18 protein-coding genes are annotated in these 20,263 nt (G+C 53.8%); 7 read left to right on the top strand and 11 right to left on the bottom strand.

Going from position 1 to position 20,263, the window contains the following annotated elements:
- Window positions 1–117: 117 nt before the first annotated feature.
- From rsuA to ACRQ84_RS08735, 3 genes are all read left to right on the top strand, one after another.
- Entirely contained in the window at window positions 118–840 is a 723-nt protein-coding gene (gene rsuA / locus ACRQ84_RS08745; protein ID WP_483817770.1) for a 16S rRNA pseudouridine(516) synthase RsuA, read from the top strand.
- A 12-nt stretch (window positions 841–852) separates the two neighbouring features.
- Window positions 853–2,046: a Bcr/CflA family multidrug efflux MFS transporter gene (locus tag ACRQ84_RS08740; protein WP_064739294.1), complete on the top strand. Its 1,194-nt coding sequence runs from the start codon at window positions 853–855 to the stop codon at window positions 2,044–2,046.
- 389 nt (window positions 2,047–2,435) lie between these two features.
- Entirely contained in the window at window positions 2,436–2,762 is a 327-nt protein-coding gene (locus ACRQ84_RS08735) for a YejG family protein (RefSeq protein WP_064739293.1), read from the top strand.
- Here the strand turns inward: ACRQ84_RS08735 and yejF are convergent.
- From yejF to yeiP, 9 genes are all read right to left on the bottom strand, one after another.
- On the bottom strand, window positions 2,756–4,345 hold the full coding sequence (gene yejF / locus ACRQ84_RS08730) for a microcin C ABC transporter ATP-binding protein YejF (protein WP_483817769.1): 1,590 nt from the start codon (window positions 4,343–4,345) through the stop codon (window positions 2,756–2,758). The genes ACRQ84_RS08735 and yejF overlap by 7 nt on opposite strands.
- Window positions 4,346–5,368 carry an ABC transporter permease gene (locus tag ACRQ84_RS08725; protein ID WP_483817768.1) on the bottom strand — a complete coding sequence of 341 codons (1,023 nt, stop codon included), beginning with the start codon at window positions 5,366–5,368 and terminating at the stop codon, window positions 4,346–4,348.
- Window positions 5,368–6,459: a microcin C ABC transporter permease YejB gene (locus ACRQ84_RS08720; RefSeq protein ID WP_064739290.1), complete on the bottom strand. Its 1,092-nt coding sequence runs from the start codon at window positions 6,457–6,459 to the stop codon at window positions 5,368–5,370. Before ACRQ84_RS08720 ends, ACRQ84_RS08725 begins: the two co-directional genes overlap by 1 nt.
- Before the next feature lie 10 nt (window positions 6,460–6,469).
- A complete protein-coding gene (locus tag ACRQ84_RS08715; RefSeq protein WP_483817767.1) occupies window positions 6,470–8,278 on the bottom strand; it encodes an extracellular solute-binding protein in 1,809 nt (602 codons plus the stop codon).
- Window positions 8,279–8,343: 65 nt separating this feature from the next.
- Window positions 8,344–9,909: a cyclic di-GMP phosphodiesterase gene (locus ACRQ84_RS08710; protein ID WP_483817766.1), complete on the bottom strand. Its 1,566-nt coding sequence runs from the start codon at window positions 9,907–9,909 to the stop codon at window positions 8,344–8,346.
- A 275-nt stretch (window positions 9,910–10,184) separates the two neighbouring features.
- Window positions 10,185–10,760: a bifunctional murein DD-endopeptidase/murein LD-carboxypeptidase gene (gene mepS / locus ACRQ84_RS08705; RefSeq protein WP_064739287.1), complete on the bottom strand. Its 576-nt coding sequence runs from the start codon at window positions 10,758–10,760 to the stop codon at window positions 10,185–10,187.
- Window positions 10,761–11,275: 515 nt separating this feature from the next.
- Window positions 11,276–11,983, bottom strand: coding sequence for a phosphatase PAP2 family protein (locus tag ACRQ84_RS08700; protein ID WP_483817765.1), 708 nt, complete (start codon window positions 11,981–11,983; stop codon window positions 11,276–11,278).
- Window positions 11,984–12,028: 45 nt separating this feature from the next.
- On the bottom strand, window positions 12,029–13,003 hold the full coding sequence (locus ACRQ84_RS08695) for a CobW family GTP-binding protein (protein WP_064739285.1): 975 nt from the start codon (window positions 13,001–13,003) through the stop codon (window positions 12,029–12,031).
- A gap of 109 nt (window positions 13,004–13,112) precedes the next feature.
- Window positions 13,113–13,685 carry an elongation factor P-like protein YeiP gene (gene yeiP, locus ACRQ84_RS08690; protein WP_007889466.1) on the bottom strand — a complete coding sequence of 191 codons (573 nt, stop codon included), beginning with the start codon at window positions 13,683–13,685 and terminating at the stop codon, window positions 13,113–13,115.
- Between the two features lie 152 nt (window positions 13,686–13,837).
- On the opposite strand from yeiP, the gene ACRQ84_RS08685 reads away from it, so the two are divergent.
- From ACRQ84_RS08685 to fruA, 4 genes are all read left to right on the top strand, one after another.
- Window positions 13,838–14,092 carry a YkgJ family cysteine cluster protein gene (locus ACRQ84_RS08685; RefSeq protein ID WP_064739284.1) on the top strand — a complete coding sequence of 85 codons (255 nt, stop codon included), beginning with the start codon at window positions 13,838–13,840 and terminating at the stop codon, window positions 14,090–14,092.
- 278 nt (window positions 14,093–14,370) lie between these two features.
- Window positions 14,371–15,501 (top strand): fused PTS fructose transporter subunit IIA/HPr protein, encoded by a 1,131-nt coding sequence (gene fruB, locus ACRQ84_RS08680; RefSeq protein WP_064739283.1) that lies wholly within the window; start codon window positions 14,371–14,373, stop codon window positions 15,499–15,501.
- Window positions 15,498–16,436, top strand: a complete 939-nt coding sequence (gene fruK / locus ACRQ84_RS08675) for a 1-phosphofructokinase (RefSeq protein ID WP_061717799.1) — start codon at window positions 15,498–15,500, stop codon at window positions 16,434–16,436. The genes fruB and fruK overlap by 4 nt, the downstream gene beginning before the upstream one ends.
- Window positions 16,437–16,452: 16 nt before the next feature.
- On the top strand, window positions 16,453–18,153 hold the full coding sequence (gene fruA, locus ACRQ84_RS08670; RefSeq protein WP_483817764.1) for a PTS fructose transporter subunit IIBC: 1,701 nt from the start codon (window positions 16,453–16,455) through the stop codon (window positions 18,151–18,153).
- Window positions 18,154–18,205: 52 nt separating this feature from the next.
- Here the strand turns inward: fruA and nfo are convergent, their stop codons facing one another.
- Both nfo and ACRQ84_RS08660 read right to left on the bottom strand, forming a co-directional pair.
- Complete coding sequence (gene nfo / locus ACRQ84_RS08665; RefSeq protein ID WP_483817763.1) at window positions 18,206–19,051, bottom strand: deoxyribonuclease IV; 846 nt, start codon at window positions 19,049–19,051, stop codon at window positions 18,206–18,208.
- 57 nt (window positions 19,052–19,108) lie between these two features.
- The gene (locus ACRQ84_RS08660; RefSeq protein WP_483817762.1) at window positions 19,109–20,155 is read right to left on the bottom strand and encodes a YeiH family putative sulfate export transporter; all 1,047 of its coding nucleotides are present in this window, start codon (window positions 20,153–20,155) and stop codon (window positions 19,109–19,111) included.
- Between the last annotated feature and the right edge of the window lie 108 nt (window positions 20,156–20,263).

Raw genomic sequence — 20,263 nt, 5'->3', positions numbered from 1 at the left:
CTGAAACGCAGGATCGGCTCTGTTAGCGTTCATTGGTTCCCGCTATACTGCCCACACTTTCTTAACGGACAAAAACACCGTTTCAGTTTCCCCCGCAGTAACAGGCAAAGCGAATTCATGCGACTCGAAAAATTCATATCTCAGCAACTGGAAGTTAGCCGTGCTATCGCCGGACGCGAAATCCGCGCCAAAAAAGTCACCATCAACGGCGAAGTCGTGCGCGATGCGGCTTACAAAGTATTGCCACACGATGAAGTCGAATACGACGGTAATCCGCTGGTGGTGCAGCAAGGCCCGCGCTATTTCATGCTGAACAAGCCGCAGGGCTACGTCTGCTCCACCGACGATCCCGATCATCCTACCGTGCTGTTCTTTATTGAAGAACCTGCGGCGTTCAAGCTGCATGCGGCAGGTCGTCTGGATATCGATACTACCGGCTTAGTGCTACTCACTGACGATGGTCAATGGTCGCACCGCATTACTTCACCCAAACACCATCTGGAAAAAACCTATCTGGTGGAAGTGGAGGAGCCGATTGATCCTGCGCTGGTTGAGAAGTTCGCTGCGGGTGTACAGCTGCACAACGAAAAAGAGCTCACCAAACCGGCGGTGCTGGAAATTCTTGATGAGAAGGCGGCACGTCTGACGATCAGCGAAGGGCGCTATCATCAGGTTAAGCGCATGTTTGCCGCCATGGGGAACCATGTTTCAGCGCTGCATCGTGAACGTATTGGTGACATCGAGCTGGATGACGATCTCGGTGAAGGTGAATATCGTGAATTGACCCAGCAAGAGGTCGACAGCATCGGCCTGCCAGAAGAACTTAAACAACGCAAATAGCGGGAGAACGCGGTGCGCAAGGAAAAGAATTCACCGGTCGGTTTAGTGGTCATCCTCGGATTGCTGGCGATGCTGATGCCGCTTTCTATTGATATGTATCTGCCGGCTATGCCGCAAATCGCTCACGAGTTTGCGGTTTCGGCGGGCAGCGTGCAGATGACGTTAAACCTTTACATCCTCGGTTTTGCCATTGGCCAGTTAGTCTATGGTCCTTTGGCGGACAGTTACGGACGTAAACCGGTGATTGTGCTGGGAACGCTGATCTTTGCCTGCGCCGCTGCGGCTTGTGCACTGTCACAAACCATCGATCAACTGATCTTTATGCGCTTCCTGCACGGCTTATCTGCCGCCGCTGCCAGCGTAGTGATCAACGCCTTAATGCGCGATACCTACTCCAAAGAGGACTTCTCGCGCATGATGTCCTTCGTGATGCTGGTGACGACCATTGCGCCGCTGCTGGCACCGATTATCGGTGGCTGGTTGCTGCTACTGTGGAACTGGCACGCCATCTTTTGGACGCTGGCGGGTGCCGCGCTGATCACCACGGTGCTGGTGATGACACAAATCCGTGAAACGCTCAAGCCCGAGCAGCGTCAGCGCTTTCATCTGCGTACCACACTGGGCAACTTCGTGGCCTTGGTACGCCACAAGCGCGCGTTTAGTTACATGCTGGCGAGCGGCTTCTCCTTCGCTGGCTTGTTTACATTCCTCAACGCCGGTCCGTTCGTTTACATTGAAGTGAACCACGTTTCACCGCAAAACTTCGGTTACTATTTTGGCCTGAATGTGGTGTTCCTGTTTGTGATGACGCTGATCAACAGCCGCGCAGTGCGTCGCTTTGGTCCGGTGAAGATGTTCCGCATGGGATTGGTGATTCAGTTTGCGATGGGTGTTTGGATGCTGATCTCCAGCGCGCTGGATTTTGGCTTCCTGTCGCTGGTGTTTGGCGTGGCGATGTTTATTGGCTGCGTTTCAACGGTGTCGTCGAATGCGATGGCGGTGATTCTTGATGAGTTCCCGCATATGGCTGGCACGGCTTCCTCGCTGGCCGGAACGCTGCGCTTTGGGGTGGGCGCGTTGGTGGGCGCGCTGCTCTCATTAGTCAGCATTAACAGCGCCTGGCCCATGGTTGCCACGATTGCGCTGTGCGCCACGATATCTATCGTACTCTTCACCTACGCGTCAAGACCCCATCATTCGGTTTAAGCGGACCAGGTCGCCATGAATGGCGACCCTACATGCATGAAATCCCACATTTTTCCGCAGGGTCGCCATTCCTGGCGACCTCACCCATGACAAATTCCACCCCGCCGCTCGCGAATCTCGATTCATTCGTTATGCTTAATGTTTCCATTATGTGAAAATTTAGAGATAAAAAAGTAACAATAATGCGTCTAAAATGATTGTTAACAGCCGCCGAACACGGTAAACATAGGCATAAATGTGAGAAGCCTCGCAATTTATAAAGAGGCTACCTATTTTTTGCTTAAAACGAGAAGGCAAACCACGTCCATATTCTGAGCTAACCAGGTTGGGATTCACCGCGTTATGCCGTCGTTGTGAATAAAGTTAACGTCTCTGGGGGCCGTATAACTATGCTGCAACTTTCTGTTGTGCATCGCTTGCCACAACATTACCGCTGGTCGCTTGAACATGCGGGTGAAATTGAGCGTCAGGAAACTGCGAATGGCGTTCATGCCGAAGATTTAGTCGTGCTGCGCCTGTTGAGTCACGATGGTCATCCGGCGCTGGAAATTTTGCATCAGCTAAAAGAAATGCTGGCGCACATTCAGGTCGAATGCAAAATCGCCCAGTGTGAAGGGCAACCCTGTCTGCTGATTCAGCGCGATGACGAAAGCGCAGCTAACTGCTGTCTGAAAAATCAGGGTGTTGCCATCGCCGAAACCTTTGATGGTCACTGACTAAGATCTTTCCCCTGCGCGGACGCCAATAGCTGACGCGTGTAGTCGGCTGTCGGTGCGTTGAACAACACCTCACAATCACCTTGCTCAACAACCTCGCCCTGGCGCAGCACAATCAGCTGATGACAGAGCGCGCGCACCACCTGCAAATCATGACTGATAAATAGATAGGCAAGCTGATGCTGTTGCTGTAAACGACGCAGTAAGGTCAGAATTTGCTTCTGCACTGAGCGGTCCAGCGACGAGGTAGGTTCATCCAGTACAATCAGCTGCGGCTCAAGTATCAACGCACGGGCGATAGCGATGCGCTGGCGCTGGCCACCTGAAAACTCCGCCGGATAGCGCGAACGGCTGTCGGCATCGAGCCCTACTTCCTGCATCACCGCAATCACCTTCGCTTCCTGCTCGGCATCGCTTAATTCTGGACGATGCACGGCTAAACCTTCCGCGATCACCTGTTGCACCGTCATCCGTGGATTGAGCGAAGAATTAGGATCCTGAAACACCACCTGAATGCGTTGGCGCAGCGGCAGTAATTGTTTTGGCGAAAGCTGATGCAACGGCTGGTCCTCAAACCAGATCTCACCGCGCGCAGCGATTAAGCGCAGCAGCGCCAAGCCAGTGGTGCTTTTGCCCGATCCTGATTCACCGACTAACCCGAGACTTTCACCGCGACGCAGGGTAAAGCTGAGATCCTTAAGCGCTATCTTCTCTGCCACGGTACGTCGCAGTAATCCACGCCTGATTGGGAAACCAACCTGCAGGTTTTTCACTTGCAACAGCGGCTTCGCATCCAGCAGCGGCACCGGTTGGCCATCCGGCTCGGCGGCAATCAGTTCGCGCGTATAAGGTTGTTGCGGCTGGCTAAACAGCAAATCGCAACGATTGTGTTCCACACCGCGACCATTACGCATCACCGTAACGCTATGCGCGAGCTGACGCACAATATTCAGGTTGTGGGTGATGAACAGCATGCCCATGTTTAGCTCACGCTGCAGCTCGCGCAGCAGTTGTAGAATCTGCGCCTGCACCGTCACATCCAGCGCGGTGGTCGGTTCATCGGCGATAAGCAGCGTCGGCTGCGTCAGCAGCGCCATGGCGATCATCACGCGTTGCCGCTCGCCGCCAGAAAGCTGATGCGGGAAATCCTGCAGACGCGACGCTGCATTGCGAATGCCGACGCGATCAAGGCAGCTCAACATTTCGCCACGCGCGGCTTCACGCCGCATACCGCGATGCACCGACAGCACTTCATACAGCTGCTTTTCCACGTTATGCAGCGGATTAAGCGACACCATCGGCTCCTGAAAAATCATCGCCATCTGATTGCCACGCAGCCCGCGCATCGTGCGTTCGCTGGCCTGCAAAATATTCTCGCCGTTAAACAGGATTTCGCCGTGCGGATAATTAACCGGCGGCTGCGGCAATAAGCGCATGATCGACAGCGCAGTCACGCTCTTACCGGAGCCAGATTCCCCCACCAGCGCCAGCGTTTCGCCGGCATCGATCTGCAGCGAAATGTCCTCCACCACGCGGCGATCCTGAAAGGCCACCGCCAGATGATTCACCGTTAACAGGCTCATTTAACGTCCTCGGCTCGGGTCAAAGGCATCGCGTACCGCTTCGCCGATAAAGATCAGCAGCGACAGCAGCAAGGCGAGGGCAAAGAAGCCCGCCAGTCCCAGCCACGGCGCCTGTAAATTGTTTTTGCCTTGTAACAGCAGCTCACCCAGTGAAGGTGATCCGACCGGCAAACCAAAACCGAGGAAGTCCAGCGAGGTCAGCGTAGTGATGGAACCGCAAAGAATAAAGGGCAGAAACGTCAAGGTGGCGACCATGGCGTTTGGCAGCATATGGCGCATCATAATGCGGCTGTCGCTAACGCCGAGCGCACGGGCCGCGCGGATATAATCATAATTGCGTGCGCGCAGGAATTCAGCGCGCACCACGCTCACCAGACTCATCCAGCCAAACACCACCGTAACCAGCAGCAACCACCAGAAACCGGGCTGAATCACGCTGGAGAGCAGAATCAGCAGGAACAGTGAAGGCATGCCGGACCACACCTCAATCAGACGTTGACCGATGAGATCAATGAGTCCACCAAAATAGCCTTGTAGCGCACCCACCACGATGCCAATCACGCTGGAGAACAGTGTCAACATGATGCCGAACAGCAATGAGATACGCGTGCCATACAATAAACGCGCCAGTACATCGCCACCGTTAGCATCGGTGCCGAGCCAGTTTTGTGCCGAAGGCGGAGAAGGGAAGGGCACATCAGTAGCGAAGTTGATGGTGCTGTCGCTAAAACGAATGGGTGCCCAGATCGCCCAACCTTGCTGATCGATGCGCTGTTTTAGCCACGGATCCTGATAATCAGCGGGCGTAGAGAAATCGCCGCCATAATCACTTTCGCTGTAATTGAACAGCAGCGGCATGTACCAGCGCTGCTGATAATGCACCAGCAGCGGTTTGTCATTGGCCAGCAACTCGGCACCCAGTGACAGGACAAAAATGATCAGGAAAATCCACAGCGACCAGTAACCGCGACGGTTATGGCGAAAACGCTGCCAACGCTGCTGATTAACAGGAGATAAGCGCATCAGCGTCCCTCAAAATCGATACGCGGATCGACCAGCGTGTAGGTCAGATCGCTGAGAATGTTCATCAGCAGGCCAATCAGGGTGAAGATGTAGAGCGTGCCGAACATCACCGGATAGTCGCGTTGAATGGTGGCATCGTAGCCGAGCAGGCCCATACCATTGAGTGAGAACATCACCTCTATCAACACCGAACTGGTGAAAAACATGCTGATAAAGGTGGCGGGGAAACCGGCGATCACCAGCAGCATGGCATTACGGAACACGTGGCCGTACAGTACGCGCTTCTCATCCAGCCCTTTGGCACGCGCGGTGACCACATACTGTTTACGGATCTCATCAAGAAACGAGTTTTTAGTCAGCATGGTTAGGGTAGCGAAACCGCCAATCACCGTGGCCAGTACCGGCAGCGTAATGTGCCACAGGTAATCGGTAATTTTGCTGAACCACGGCAGCGAATCAAACTGCGGTGATGTCAGGCCGCGCAGCGGGAACCAGTCGAAGTAGCTGCCGCCTGCGAACAGTACGATCAGCATGATGCCGAACAAAAAAGCCGGGATTGAATAGCCAATGATGATAAAGGTGCTGCTCCAGATATCAAAAGCGCTGCCGTTACGCACCGCTTTTTTGATGCCAAGCGGAATCGACACCAGATAAATGATCAAGGTACTCCACAATCCAAGGCTGATAGAGACCGGTAAGCTCTCTTTGATTAACTGCAACACCGATGCGCTACGGAACAGGCTGTCGCCGAAATCAAACCGAATGTAATTCCACAGCATTTCGCCGTAACGCTGCAGTAGCGGTTTATCGAAGCCGTAACGATGCTTAATCTCGGCGATCACTTCTGGATCAAGGCCGCGTGCGCCGCGATATTGGCTGTCGCCGGGATTATCACGCATCAGCGTACCTCGCGCGCCGCTGTCGCTGCCGCCCGAGCCGGGGATGCCGGTGCTGTGGCCAAACTGCACATTCGCTAACGCCTGATCCACCGGGCCGCCCGGCGCGATTTGCACAATAAAGAAGTTCAGAGTGATGATCGCCCACAGCGTGGGAATGATCAGCAGTAACCTGCGTAGAAAATAGGCTGCCAAACCGTGCTCCTCAGCGTCGATCGGCCGGTAATCGCCCGGCTTTGTTCACATCGTACCACCAGTTTTCCAACCCGGTAGCAAACGCAGGTTTAATCTCGGGATGGGAAAACTTGTCCCAGTAAGCCATGCGATCTTCAGCGCTGTACCACATGGGAATCATGTAGGCATTCCACAGCAGGATGCGATCCAGCGCCTGGCCGAGCGGCAGCAGCGCTTTTTCATCGCCCTGATGCTCAACGATTTGCTGTACAAAGTGGTCGACGATCGGATCTTTCACGCGCGGCGTATTCCACGATGAATCAATAAATTCAGACTGCCAGATCGTCCGCAAGCTGGTAGAAGGCCAAGGCATCGCGTAGTAGAGCGACGGGATCATATCGTAGTCACCTTCGCGTAAACGGCGTAAATATTGCGAGCTGTCAATCTGGCGCAGCGAGACCTGAATACCCAGCCGTTCGAGGCTGTGCTGAAACGGCAGCGCCCAGTCATTTTGCGTGCCGCTGCGCATCAGCAATTCGAAACGAAACGGCTGGCCGGTTTTGACGTTCACCAGTTGCTGATTTTTAATCTCCCAGCCTGCTTCTTTCAGCAGATTTCGGGCTTTTAACAAGTTGCCACGATCGAAACCGCTGCCGTCAGAACGTGGCGGCGCATACTCGTTGTTAAATACTTCAGGCGGCAACTGCGCTTTGTAAGGCGCCAGTAGAATCAACTGCTCGGCTTTGGGATAACCTTGCGCTGCATATTCGGTGTTCTGGAAATAGCTGTTGGTGCGTTTGTAAGCGCCATAAAAAAGCGCTTTATTCATCCACTCGAAATCGAACGCCAGCGTAATGGCTTCGCGCACGCGACGATCGGCGAATAACGGTTTTTCATTATTGAACGCCAGCCAGCGCGCGTCGGTGGAAACCGTATTGGGAATGGTCGATTTGACGATGGCGTGGCTATCAAAGTTGCGGCCGCGATATTGCGTGGCCCATTTCTTCGCCGAGCTCTCTTCACGTAAATCGTAAGCACCTGCTTTGAAGGCTTCGAACGCCACGTTGTCATCGAGGTAATAATCATAACGAATCGTGTCGAAGTTAAAGCGTCCGCGATTCACCGGTAGATTGGCAGCCCAATAATCTTTCACCCGACTGTATTGGATAAACTGACCCGATTTATACGCGGTCACGCGATAAGGCCCGCTGGCGAGCGGCGGATAACCAATCGGCTCATTAAATTTTTTGTTTTGCCAGAATTTTTCAGGGATGACCGGCAGCGTTAGCCAGCTAAGGACGCGGTCTTTATCCGGCTTCGGCATGTCGATGCGCACGGTTAGGCGGTTAAGCGCTTTGACTTGCACATCGCGAAATGCCACGCGGAACTGCGGCACACCTTCGGTCATAAATTTCTGGAAGGTGAAAGCCACATCCTGCGCGGTGATGGCTGTACCGTCCTGAAACTGCGCATGGGGATTGATCGAGACCTCCATCCAGCGATAGTCATCTGGATAGCGCGCGGATTCAGCGATCAGTGGATAGTAACTGCCGGGCTCATCATCGGAGGTGGTAAACAAGCCGTCGTACAGTGTGTCGGAGCCAATGCCGGGATTGCCACGCGAGGCGAAGCGATTAAAGTTGTCGTAGGTACCGACCACCGCCAGAGTTATTTTGCCGCCTTTAGGCGCGGCGGGATTGGCATAATCGTAATGCGTAAAATTCACCGCATACTTCGGCTCGCCCAACTTAGCGAAGGCATAGCTTTCGTTGATGGTTGCGGCATGCAGCGGCGCAAGGGCGCTACATACGAACAACGCTGTGACAAGGCGCAGCAGCATAAGTGGGGCGATCTCCTGTGGTATTCCGCACGTTATGGTAGCAGTTTCATGGGGTTCGCGTGATGTTAACTCAACGCGCGCTGGCGTTGGTAATAGCTAACGAGATTTTCTGGTCGCAGCGGCCGACTGAACAGATAGCCCTGTAAATGCGTCACGCCGCGATTGACCAGCCACGCCGCCTGATCGCCGGTCTCTACGCCTTCGGCCACGGTTTTTAGGTTGAGCTTCTTTGCCAGCAGCAGTACCGCATCCAAAACCGGCGAAGTCACGGTTTCCGTGCCAATACTTTGCACAAAACCACGATCAATCTTCAGGTAGTCGAACGGATATTTTTCCAGGTAGATCAGCGCACTGTGGCCGGTGCCAAAATCATCAATCGCAATCTTAAAATTGTGCGCGTGTAGCCAGGCAAACACTTCTCCCGCATTTTTTTCACCCACCATAGTGCGTTCAGTAATTTCAAACACATAGTTAAAATGGTTGGCGGGCATGGCGTTAATCCATTCTTGCACGTCATGGCGGAAACTGTCCGAGGCAAGGTGCAATGGCGAAAGATTGAGGCTCAGGCGTGTGCCGTGCGGCAGTTGTTTACAGAGAAATTGTGCATCGCGCGCCACCAGCGTAAACAGATGGCGGGTAAGCGGAATAATCAGATTCTGCGCCTCGGCATAGCCGATAAACACATCGGGCGGGATCATGCCTTCTGTGGGATGTGTCCAGCGCAGCAGCGCTTCTACGCCGTACGGTTGACCATCATGCGCGGTAACCAAGGGTTGATACTCAACATGGAAATGGCCGCGCTTGATGGCTTGCATAATCTCTTTGCCAGGGCGCTGCTGTCGGGTGAGCAATAGCCAGCTTACAGCGGAAACCAGCAGGGCGAAGAGTAAGCCGGTCAGCAGCGTCAGCGAATAATCCCGCGACGCTAAGGTGCGACCAAACAACATAAAGTGCAGGGCGCCATCTTCGAACGCCATTTCGTGCAGCGGCGCAGGTAAATCACTGACGTTAACGACCTGATTGCTGCCGCTCAGTAGCGCCTTATTGCCAATCACCAGCGCCATCCCGGTGATTTCTGGATGATAAGAGGCCAGCAATTGATAGGGAGTCAGGCTGATGTTCATGGTGGCGAGAATACCCGTTTCTGCGGATCCTGGATTTTTTACCCACAACGCCAGTGCCGGTTTAGTTGGCAGCAAGGGTGTGCCTTCCAGCAAGCGCATATCACGATCGCGTTCCAGTTCAGATTCGGGAGAGATATCGTTAGCCGCCATCAGGAAAGCGCCGGTGGCAGAAGAGCAGTATGCATCACCGTTACGTACCAGGAGAATGGCACGAAGGTTGCCGGCGAAGGCGGCGCGAGATGTGAGTTCACGGCTGACGCTACTGCACGCTAATTGGGTGTACTGCTGTAATGGATAAAGTGTATCGACCAGGTTGGTGAGCACCTGTTGTAAATCGTCGCGGCTATGCGTCAATAGCTGTTCATGTTGGTGTAAGCGTTTTTGCCAGGTCAGTGTTAACAGAACGGTGACAAAAAGCAGAAAGAATACCGCGCCGATGATCGCGCTACTCCAGGCAATGCGGCGCGCATAGCTCGCATGACCTTTTAATGTTCCCGACAGTGGCATGGAGTGCATTCCCCTTGTCTTGCCATTTTTTATTATGTTTATCGTTTGGTCTCTACCCACTTTCAGGCCGCAGCCACGCTGGCTGCATTGCGATATAGGGGTATCAGGAAGTCAACGAGAATATAACGAGAGCGCGAAGATTGTCTCCTTATATTTTTGATTCTCAATTAGTTTTTATTGGCTGGATTTGAGTTAAAAAAACAGGGGCGAAAAAAAACGCTGCCGGGGCAGCGTTTTCTGATTCTCTGGCTGAGAGGATCTTCAAAGCAAATACGTTAGCTGGGGTTTTTAGCTAAAACCCGACGTCCTTCGCGGTAACGTGTTTTCCAATAACTGTCGTTTAAATTGGAAATCATAACGCCGCTACTGGTGGACGCATGAACAAAATTATCGTTGCCAAGATAAATACCCACGTGTCGGCCAGTCGAACCGGCGCGGAACAACACTAAGTCACCTGCGCGCAATTTATTACGTGAAATCTCTTTGCCGGTGTCTTGCTGTTCAGACGTTGAGCGTGGCAAATCTAAACCGAACTGCTCGCGAAAGGTGCGCTGAACAAAAGCAGAACAATCAATGCCGCGTTTGGTGTCGCCGCCTAAGCGGTAACGCACACCTTTCCAGTCACTGTACTGTTCCATGATGCGGGACTTAACGTCCACATTCTGCACCATTTGTTCAAATTCGTCCTGAGACGCTTGAAGTAAAAAACCATTCTGGTTGTTAACTTCATGATTCTCGTTATTCGCGTTCTGACCGTTATGGCTACTGCTACATGCTGATAAAAGTGTTGCTAATGCTACTGCGGGAATGATCCGCCTGAGGTATCTCAGAATTGGTTGAGACTTGACCATTGTACGTGTTTTCCTTCGAGTTCCTTTACGACAGAATGTCGTCAGCCAGATGACAAAGCGGGTTGAGATTAATAAGTACGACCGTCTAAGACAATTCCTTAATTACAAAATTGTGTTAATGAACACATTTTTGTCGCTTTAGGCACCGCATTTTATGCTGTTGCTTACTAATCGGATTTGAGGTTAACCGATTACAGACCGCGTGGCGAGTGCTTTTATATAAATATTCAAAGGTTTTTTCGATGTGAAATCAATCTGTAACACAATGGCTAGTTTATCAACAATTGGCAGCGATTTAGTAGCCAAATAGCGGTGCAATAAGGGGGGTGTTCTGACGATAAGGCCGATTTTGAGAGGGTTCTGGGTGGACAACTTAGGAATAAGGCTATTGTTGCGGGTTCGGCACCATAATGTTTTCTTTTATCAAAACATTGTTAGTTTGCTAATAATTTATTGGCGTTTTCAATAAGCGCGAGCGATCGACTTTTTGTTCTAAGATCACTCGCGCTTAACTATTACGTTCGCGGCTTATATTTGCCGGGCAATGAACGGTTTAGCCAATTCACCAGTATGTCGCTTAATGGGGTTAATAAACACCAGCTCAGGCCAACCAGCACGACCGATAATGAGCCAACAGCAATATCCGTGAACCAGTGCGCACCGGCCATCACGCGCGGCATAGCGAACACGATGGTAATCACCAGGCCCACCAGAAACGCACGGAAGCCGAAATAACGCCACATAAAGCAGGTAAAGATAATCAGCATCATGCCGTGGTCGCCGGGGAAGCTATCTTTAGAAGCATCTTTGGCTGGAATGCCAGTCAGTTCACTTACGCGATGCACATTCTCAAAGAACAGCGTTGGACTGGAGTGCTTTACGGGTAATAAATGGCCCAGTTGATTCAGTACTACCGCAGTCAGCAGCATCGTAATACCAATGGCAAGCATGCGACGGCGATGTTGTGGTGTTTCGCGACGCCAGAACCACAGATAGAGCAAACCCATTGCCAGCAGCGAAACCAGATCGAAACCGCGAAAGTTAGTGATTGCCACTAACACCGCGAAACCATGATGGTCAACCATCTGGTCATTGAAGCCATAAAAGATGGCTTTATCGATACCAAACCAAAACCCGTGATCGGGCGGCAGGTACCATGTAAGAAATAGCATCACGCCCAGCGCATTCAGCAGCAGGATGGTGACTAATCGAGAAGCGCGCATAGAAAATAGACTCAAAGTGAAAATAACGGTGGCAACCTAACGCATCTAATTTAAACGAATCTTCAACAACTCCGTCTGCAAAAGGTTCCAGTCAGCAGGCTGATGATGAATCAATTCGATGCGGCTATCCGGTGGTGTGGTGGGGCGGGTTTCAATAAAGAGATCGTCGCCCTGACGATTGATATTCACTAAACCATCGGCAGTGCGCAACACACCTTTAACGCGATCCACGGGCGCATGCCTTGCCCACTCTAGCGCTTTGATCGTATCAAACACGGTTTCCTCATCGAAAATCCAGCCGCATGAAGCATAGCCCTGACCTTCATTTAGCGCCCGACGCCAGCGCGCCTGGCCATCCAGTTTCAGTGCAGCTAAGCCTTGTGGACGTGAAGTAGGGTGGTGATGTGCAGCATCGGGAACCGCACGATCCGCCAAGGCGGCTTGGGTCAGCAGAGCGGGATCGATCTCTCCCCATGCCGCTTCCACCAGTTGGCGATCGCCCAAAAATTGCTGCTGCCAATCCTGTAAACGCTGACGATCGTCTTCATTCCAGCGATCGCTTTTGTTCGCCACAATGATATCGGCCGCCACCAGTTGATCGCGGAAGTTCTCATTCTCTACTACGCGCGCATCGGCGAGCTGACGTGGATCGAGCAGTGTTAAGGTTGCATCCACCTGAATCCAGGGCTGATAGACGGCAGCGCGCAGCATGTTCAGCAGTTGTTTAGGATGGCCAAGGCCGGTGGGTTCGATAATCAGGCGATCGGGTTTGGCTTGCTTCAGCAGCATATTCAGCCCAACCTGCAGCGGCAAACCGTTAACGCAGCACATGCAACCGCCGGGAATCTCTTTCAGCGTTGCACCACGATCGGCAAGCAATGCGCCGTCGATGCCAATCTCGCCAAACTCGTTGACCAGAATCGCCCAGTTTTCGTCGGCGGGTTTATTGGCTAACAGATGCAGCAGAGTGGTGGTTTTACCGCTGCCAAGAAATCCGGTGATGAGGTTTACGCGCGTCACAAAAGGGCTCCCAGGAAAAGAGAATAAATTGCGCGCGGATGGGGCATATCCGGCGCGCACGGCCTTGTTATACTATAACAATCACCGGCCGCCGGACGGAAGCATGTAATTAGTCAGCGCGGCCCATATAGCGACGTTCCGCAATATGGATGCGGATGCGATCGCCATTGCTGAGATATTCTGGCACCTGAATGGATAATCCGGTACTCATGCCGGCAGGTTTAGAACGGGCGCTGGCGGATGCGCCTTTAATGCCTGGCGAGGTATCAACGATTTCCATATCGACAGTTTGGGGCAGTTCCAGCGCCAATACCTGGCCATCCATCGTCAGGACCTGAATACCGGGAATGCCACCTTCAGGAATAAACAGCAGCTCTTCTTCAATTTGGTCTTTCTTGAAGTTGTAAGGCGTGTAGTCTTCATCATCCATAAACACATACTCATCACCATCAATATAAGAGAAGGTGACGGCACGGCGGCTGAGTGAAATGGCATCAATGATATCATCGCCTTTGAAGCGCTCTTCCACTTTTAAGCCGGTGCGGACATCGGTAAAACGCATCTTATAGAGCGTCGCGGCACCGCGCGCACTTGGACTCTGCACATCAATGTCTTTCACCAGCAACAGTTTGCCGTTCCAGGTGACTGCCATCCCTTTTTTGATCTCGTTTGCCTTAGGCATATTGGTTTTCTCACTGACAGAAGGTTAATGCGCGTCACGTTACTCGCGCGGCGAAAAACTGGCAAGTGAGGTCGCGTAAAATTGTTGCCGATGCATGGCATTCGCGGCGTCAGGCTGTTATTGTCGCCGCGAATTCTCTACAGGAGCGCATGATGTTTTGTCGTGACCAGTGCGGTGCCTGTTGCACAGCCCCCTCAATCTCTTCTCCCATTCCTGGCATGCCGCACGGCAAGCCCGCTAATACGCGCTGCGTGCAGTTAGACGATCAACAACGCTGTAAAATCTTTGGTTCACCGCTGCGTCCTTCGGTGTGTGCTGGCTTACAGCCCAGTGCGGAAATGTGCGGTAACAGCCGTGAAAGCGCCATGACTTTTTTGCTGAAACTGGAAGCCGATACCGCGCCTTAACCGTTAGCTGACGCGAGGCTGAAGAATTTGGCGTAATGTCTTTTTTCTTTACAGCAAAAGCATCAGCCTGCCAGCCAGTAAAAATCTTAAATCCAGCATGAAGTGTGCGGAACATCAAAAATCTGCCATTCAGATCGCGCATTTTCTTGCCTGCTACACAGGTCTGTACCATATTCCCTGAAACGTTTCAGCGTTGTTATTCCGGCCCAGTCCACGCTGCATAGCGTCATTTTTTGTTTTATAGCTGAAACGATTCAACACAGCAAGCGAGGAGAGATATGTTCCAGCTCGAAGTTCAGGCCATTCATACTGGTGCTAACGCACAGAATAAAGAAGAGGCCATTCGCCAGGTTGCCGCTGCATTAACCGCTGCGGGCAATGTGGCTGAAGGTTACGTTAACGGCATGCTCGCGCGCGAACAGCAAACCACCACCTTCCTGGGTAACGGTATTGCCATTCCGCACGGGACCACTGACACCCGCGACCTGGTGCTGAAAACCGGCGTACAGGTTTATCAGTTCCCGCAGGGCGTAGATTGGGGCGATGGGCAAACGGCGTATGTTGCTATCGGTATTGCCGCCAAATCGGATGAACACCTCGCATTGCTGCGTCAACTAACTCACGTATTAAGCGATGACAGCATTGCTGAACAGCTGAAAACCGCCTCGGCGGAGGATCTGCGCGCGCTGCTGATGGGCGAAAATCAGGCGGCAGAATTCAAATTCGATACCTCGCTGATTGCGGTAGATGTGGCAGCCAGCGACTTAATCACCTTACAAGCATTGAACGCCGGTCGCCTGCAAGCCGCAGGTGCAGTGGATGCCTCTTTTATTGCTGACGTAATTTCCCGCGCACCGCTGAGCCTGGGTCAGGGAATCTGGCTGAGCGATAGCGTCAACGGCAATCTCGGCAGCGCTGTGGCAGTAAGCCGCGCGGCTGCGCCATTCCAGCATCAGGGCGAAAACGTCGCGCTGCTGTTGACTGTTGCGGCTAACGATCAGCGTCCGCTGGAAGTGCTGGGCTATCTCAGCAACCTGCTGCTGACCAATAAAGCTGAACGCCTGCTGAAGGCCGATGCGGCCGGTATTCTGGCGCTGCTGACCAGCGAAGTCGATGAGGCCGCCGAACTGCTGACCGCAGAATTCACCATCCGCAACGAACACGGTTTGCATGCACGTCCGGGCACGGCGCTGGTTACCGTGATCAAACAGTTCAACAGCGATATCACCGTGACCAATCTCGACGGCAGCGGTAAACCCGCTAACGGCCGTAGCCTGATGAAAGTCGTCGCGCTGGGCGTGAAAAAGGGCCATCGCCTGCGCTTTACCGCCAGTGGCGAAGATGCACAGCAAGCGCTGAACGCGATTGAAGAAGCGATCAATTCTGGTTTAGGCGAGGGGGTTGCATGAGCCGTCGTGTCGCAACAATTACATTAAATCCGGCTTACGATCTGGTGGGATATACGCCAGAGATCGAGCGTGGCGAAGTGAACCTGGTGAAAACCACCGGCCTGCATGCGGCGGGTAAAGGCATTAACGTTGCCAAAGTGCTGAAGGATTTGGGTATCGATGTCACCGTTGGTGGTTTCCTCGGTAAAGAGAATCAGGACGGCTTCCAGCAGTTGTTCAGCGAACTCGGCATTGCTAACCGCTTTCAGGTGGTGCAGGGCCGCACGCGCATCAACGTTAAGCTGACCGAAAAAGACGGCGATGTAACCGATCTCAACTTCTCAGGCTTTGACGTCACCGCGCAGGATTGGGATCGCTTTACTGCAGACTCGCTTACCTGGCTTGGCCAGTTCGACATGGTATGCGTCAGCGGCAGCCTGCCAGCCGGAGTTGCACCGGAAGCGTTCACCAAATGGATGAGCGATCTGCGCACGTTATGCCCGTGCATCATCTTTGACAGCAGCCGTGAAGCGCTGGTCGCCGGTTTGAAAGCCGCGCCGTGGTTGGTTAAACCGAATCGCCGCGAGCTGGAAATTTGGGCCGGTCGCAAACTGCCTGCGCTGCAGGACGTGATTGGTGCCGCGCATGAACTGCGCGAGCAAGGTATTGCGCATGTGGTGATTTCTCTCGGCGCGGAAGGTGCGCTGTGGGTGAATGCTTCCGGCGAATGGATCGCCAAACCGCCCGCCTGTGAAGTCGTTAGCACCGTGGGTGCTGGAGATTCCATGGTCGGCGGCCTGATTTACGGTTTGCTGATGCGTGAATCCAGCGAGCACACGCTGCGTCTGGCGACGGCAGTGGCGGCGATGGCCGTCAGCCAAAGCAACGTTGGCGTTAAAGATCGTACCCAGTTGGCCGCGATGATGGCGCGCGTCGACTTACAACCCGTTAACTAACAGCAGGAGAGCGATAATGAAAACGCTGCTGATAAAAGATTCTTCACTGGGACTGGCATCAGGACATCTGGCGCTGGAACGTCTACGCGCAACGGCGGCGCAAGCCGGCCTGACGTTGACCGACAATGCCGCCGAGGCTGAATTGGTGCTGGTTGCCGGCCATAACGTGCCTAACGACGCGCAGCTGGCCGGTAAATCTGTCGCGCTGGTCGATGTGCAGCAGGCGCTGCGTGATCCGCTGGCGGCCATTAATCAAGCCAAGGCGAATGCTAAAACCTGGCAGCCGGCTGCAGCAACCGTCTCTGCACCTGCGGCAGCGCAGAGCGGCGGGCAGAAACGCATTGTGGCGGTTACGGCCTGTCCAACGGGCGTTGCCCACACCTTTATGGCCGCAGAAGCTATTCAGGCCGAAGCCACCAAACGTGGCTGGTGGGTGAAAGTGGAAACCCGCGGTTCTGTAGGCGCAGGCAACGCGATTACGCCTGAAGAAGTGGCGGCAGCCGATCTGGTGATCGTTGCGGCGGACATTGATGTGGATCTGGCGAAATTTGCCGGCAAGCCGATGTATCGCACCTCAACCAGTCTGGCACTAAAGAAAACCGCCCAGGAACTGGATAAAGCACAAGCAGAAGCGAAAACCTATCAGCCAGGCGGCAATCAGGCCGCCAGCGCGCAGGGCGACAGCAAAGAGAAAGCCGGTGCGTATCGTCACCTGCTGACCGGCGTGTCATACATGCTGCCGATGGTGGTCGCTGGCGGTCTGAGCATTGCGCTGTCATTCGCCTTTGGTATCACCGCCTTTAAAGAGCCAGGCACCTTAGCCGCTGCGTTAATGCAGATTGGGGGTGGCAGCGCCTTCGCCCTGATGGTTCCGGTGCTGGCGGGCTTCATTGCCTTCTCGATTGCTGACCGTCCGGGCCTGACGCCTGGCCTGATTGGCGGCATGATCGCAACCAGTATCAACGCCGGTTTTCTGGGAGGCATCATCGCCGGTTTCATCGCCGGTTACGCCGCGAAGATGCTCAGCAGCAAAGTGAAGCTGCCGCAGAGTATGGAAGCGTTGAAGCCGATACTGATCATTCCGTTGGTGGCGAGCTTGATTACCGGTTTGCTGATGATTTACGTGGTGGGTAAGCCCGTTGCCGGCATCATGACTGGCCTGACAACCTGGCTGGCCAACATGGGTACAGCTAACGCCGTTCTGCTGGGAGCGATCCTCGGTGGCATGATGTGTACCGATATGGGGGGGCCGGTGAATAAAGTGGCCTATGCGTTTGGTGTTGGCCTGCTGAGTTCACAAACCTACGCACCGATGGCGGCGATTATGGCGGCCGGTATGGTGCCACCGCTGGCGATGGGCCTGGCGACGCTGGTTGCGCGTCGTAAGTTCAACAAAGGTCAGCAGGAAGGGGGTAAAGCCGCGTTGGTGCTTGGTTTGTGCTTCATTTCGGAAGGTGCGATTCCGTTTGCAGCGCGTGACCCAATGCGTGTACTGCCGTGCTGTATCGTTGGCGGCGCGGTAACGGGCGCAATTTCCATGGCGATTGGCGCCAAACTGATGGCACCACACGGTGGTCTGTTCGTACTGTTGATTCCAGGCGCAATAACGCCGGTACTGGGTTACCTGATGGCGATTGTGATTGGTACGGCGATTGCGGGTCTCGGCTACGCGATTCTGAAACGTCCGGAAGAAGAGTTGGCGAAAGCAGCGGCTTAAGACCGGAAACGTAAAAAAAGGGAGCCTCGGCTCCCTTTTCGTTATGTGATGTTTAGCCCTGCTGCTCCGACTTCAGCCACGCAATTTCATCCTTCCAGATATCCGGATTAATGGTTTCCAGAATCATTGGAATGCCGTCGAAACGCTTATCCTTCATCAGCCAGCTAAACGCCGTTTTACCGATATTGCCTTCACCCAAACTGTGGTGGCGATCGACGCGGCTGCCCAGCGTACTCTTGGCATCATTGAGGTGCATGCCGCGCAGATACTGGAAGCCAACAATGCGCTCGAACTCGCTGAACGTCTCCACGCAGGCTTCTTCGCTACGCAGATCGTAACCGCCAGCAAACGCGTGGCAGGTATCAATGCACACGCCAACGCGTGACTTATCTTCCACGTGTTCAATAATGGTGGCGAGATGCTCGAAGCGGAAACCGAGGTTGCTACCCTGGCCAGCGGTGTTTTCAATCACCGCCACCACGCTGCTGGTTTTATCCAGCGCAATGTTGATCGATTCGGCGATGCGCTTGAGACAGGCTTCTTCTTCAATCTGCTTAAGATGACTCCCCGGATGGAAATTCAGCAAGGTCAAACCCAGCTGTTCGGCACGCTGCATTTCATCGAGAAACGCATCACGCGATTTTTCCAGCGCTTCCATCACCGGATGGCCGAGATTTATCAGATAACTATCGTGCGGCAGAATCTGTGCGGAAGAGAATTTGTACTGGTCGCAGGCGGTCTTGAAAGCATCAATGACTTCTGCTGAAAGCGGCGCCGCGCGCCATTGGCGCTGGTTTTTGGTGAACAGCGCAAAGGCTGTGGCTTCGAGTTCGTGGGCACGGATGACTGCCTGGTCTACGCCGCCTGATGCACTGACGTGTGCGCCGATATATTTCATGCCGCTCTCCTGGTTGGGCGATTGCTGCTGCAAAGCTGTCCATCATAGCGGATGCCGTTACGCCATGAAATGTTGCACCAGCACATTGAGTGCTCCGCCGCCCAGAATCAACCAGCCAAACATCATTAATCCGAGCAGCAACGGTTTAAAGCCGGCTTGTCTCAGGGCGCTGAAGCGGGTGGTCAAACCCAGCGCGGCCATCGCCATCGCCAGCAGCAAATTCGCCAGCTGATTCAGTGTGGCGACCACATTGTCAGGCAGTAGATGCAGCGAGTTAAACAGTGCCACCCCAATAAACAGCAGGGCGAACCATGGGAAACTGACAGATTGTTGTGGTGCCGCGCGGTGACTACGCTGACGTTTCAGCCAGCTGCCGAGAATCAGTAAAAACGGTGCCAGCATCATCACACGCAGCATCTTGGCAATCACTGCGGTGTTTTCAGCCTCAGCGCCCATCGCATGCCCGGCAGCAACAACCTGCGCCACTTCATGCAGCGTAGAACCGGTGAAGATACCGAAATGTTCCGCGCTGACCGTTGGCAGCTGAGACCACAGCAGCGGATAAAGTACGATGCCCACGGTACCAAACAGCACCACCGTCGCCACGGCCACCGCCACTTTTGACGGCGCAGCTTTAACGATAGGTTCACTCGCCAGCACCGCCGCCGCGCCACAGATGCTGCTGCCTGCACCAATCAGCCACACGGTTTCGCGATCCATCTTCAGCAGACGAATGCCAATGAAACAGGTCAGCAGAAACGTCGAGCTGAGTACCAGCACATCAATCAACACGCCGCTGAGACCGACATCGGCAATCTGCTGCACGGTAATGCGAAAGCCATACAAAATGATGCCAAGGCGTAGCAAACGCTGCTTCGCCAGCAGCACGCCGCGGTCACAAGTGTCCGCAAGCGGCGGATACAGCGTGTTGCCCAGCACGATCCCTAAAATGATCGCTAAGGTCAGCGCCCCGAATCCGGCACCGGCCAGCCATGGTTGATTGGCTAACCAGCCAGCGCCACCGGCAATCGCGGCGGTCAGCAGTAAACCAGGCAGCCAATGATGCAGATGAAACGGGGTTTTATTGACGCTTAACTCAGCCATATTTCTCTCCTGTAGGGGCGGTATTCATGCCGTAATGCTCGTCAGTTAAGCGTTAATCGGTCACCATGAATGGCGACCCTACGTTTACAGAGCTGGGTTTTCGTAGGG

Source organism: Pantoea sp. E2023-21, from assembly GCF_051302795.1.
Classification (GTDB): domain Bacteria; phylum Pseudomonadota; class Gammaproteobacteria; order Enterobacterales; family Enterobacteriaceae; genus Pantoea; species Pantoea ludwigii_A.
Note: the sequence above shows the minus strand (reverse complement) of the source record. Positions and strands in the feature narration are given on the sequence as shown.

What these genes read in the sequence shown, in the direction of transcription:
- rsuA (WP_483817770.1), top strand. Translation starts at nt 118, where the DNA reads ATGCGACTCGAAAAATTCATATCTCAGCAACTGGAAGTTAGCCGTGCT.
- ACRQ84_RS08735 (WP_064739293.1), top strand. Translation starts at nt 2,436, where the DNA reads ATGCTGCAACTTTCTGTTGTGCATCGCTTGCCACAACATTACCGCTGG.
- yejF (WP_483817769.1), bottom strand. Translation starts at nt 4,345, where the DNA reads ATGAGCCTGTTAACGGTGAATCATCTGGCGGTGGCCTTTCAGGATCGC.
- ACRQ84_RS08725 (WP_483817768.1), bottom strand. Translation starts at nt 5,368, where the DNA reads ATGCGCTTATCTCCTGTTAATCAGCAGCGTTGGCAGCGTTTTCGCCAT.
- ACRQ84_RS08715 (WP_483817767.1), bottom strand. Translation starts at nt 8,278, where the DNA reads ATGCTGCTGCGCCTTGTCACAGCGTTGTTCGTATGTAGCGCCCTTGCG.
- ACRQ84_RS08710 (WP_483817766.1), bottom strand. Translation starts at nt 9,909, where the DNA reads ATGCCACTGTCGGGAACATTAAAAGGTCATGCGAGCTATGCGCGCCGC.
- mepS (WP_064739287.1), bottom strand. Translation starts at nt 10,760, where the DNA reads ATGGTCAAGTCTCAACCAATTCTGAGATACCTCAGGCGGATCATTCCC.
- ACRQ84_RS08700 (WP_483817765.1), bottom strand. Translation starts at nt 11,983, where the DNA reads ATGCGCGCTTCTCGATTAGTCACCATCCTGCTGCTGAATGCGCTGGGC.
- yeiP (WP_007889466.1), bottom strand. Translation starts at nt 13,685, where the DNA reads ATGCCTAAGGCAAACGAGATCAAAAAAGGGATGGCAGTCACCTGGAAC.
- ACRQ84_RS08685 (WP_064739284.1), top strand. Translation starts at nt 13,838, where the DNA reads ATGTTTTGTCGTGACCAGTGCGGTGCCTGTTGCACAGCCCCCTCAATC.
- fruB (WP_064739283.1), top strand. Translation starts at nt 14,371, where the DNA reads ATGTTCCAGCTCGAAGTTCAGGCCATTCATACTGGTGCTAACGCACAG.
- fruK (WP_061717799.1), top strand. Translation starts at nt 15,498, where the DNA reads ATGAGCCGTCGTGTCGCAACAATTACATTAAATCCGGCTTACGATCTG.
- fruA (WP_483817764.1), top strand. Translation starts at nt 16,453, where the DNA reads ATGAAAACGCTGCTGATAAAAGATTCTTCACTGGGACTGGCATCAGGA.
- nfo (WP_483817763.1), bottom strand. Translation starts at nt 19,051, where the DNA reads ATGAAATATATCGGCGCACACGTCAGTGCATCAGGCGGCGTAGACCAG.
- ACRQ84_RS08660 (WP_483817762.1), bottom strand. Translation starts at nt 20,155, where the DNA reads ATGGCTGAGTTAAGCGTCAATAAAACCCCGTTTCATCTGCATCATTGG.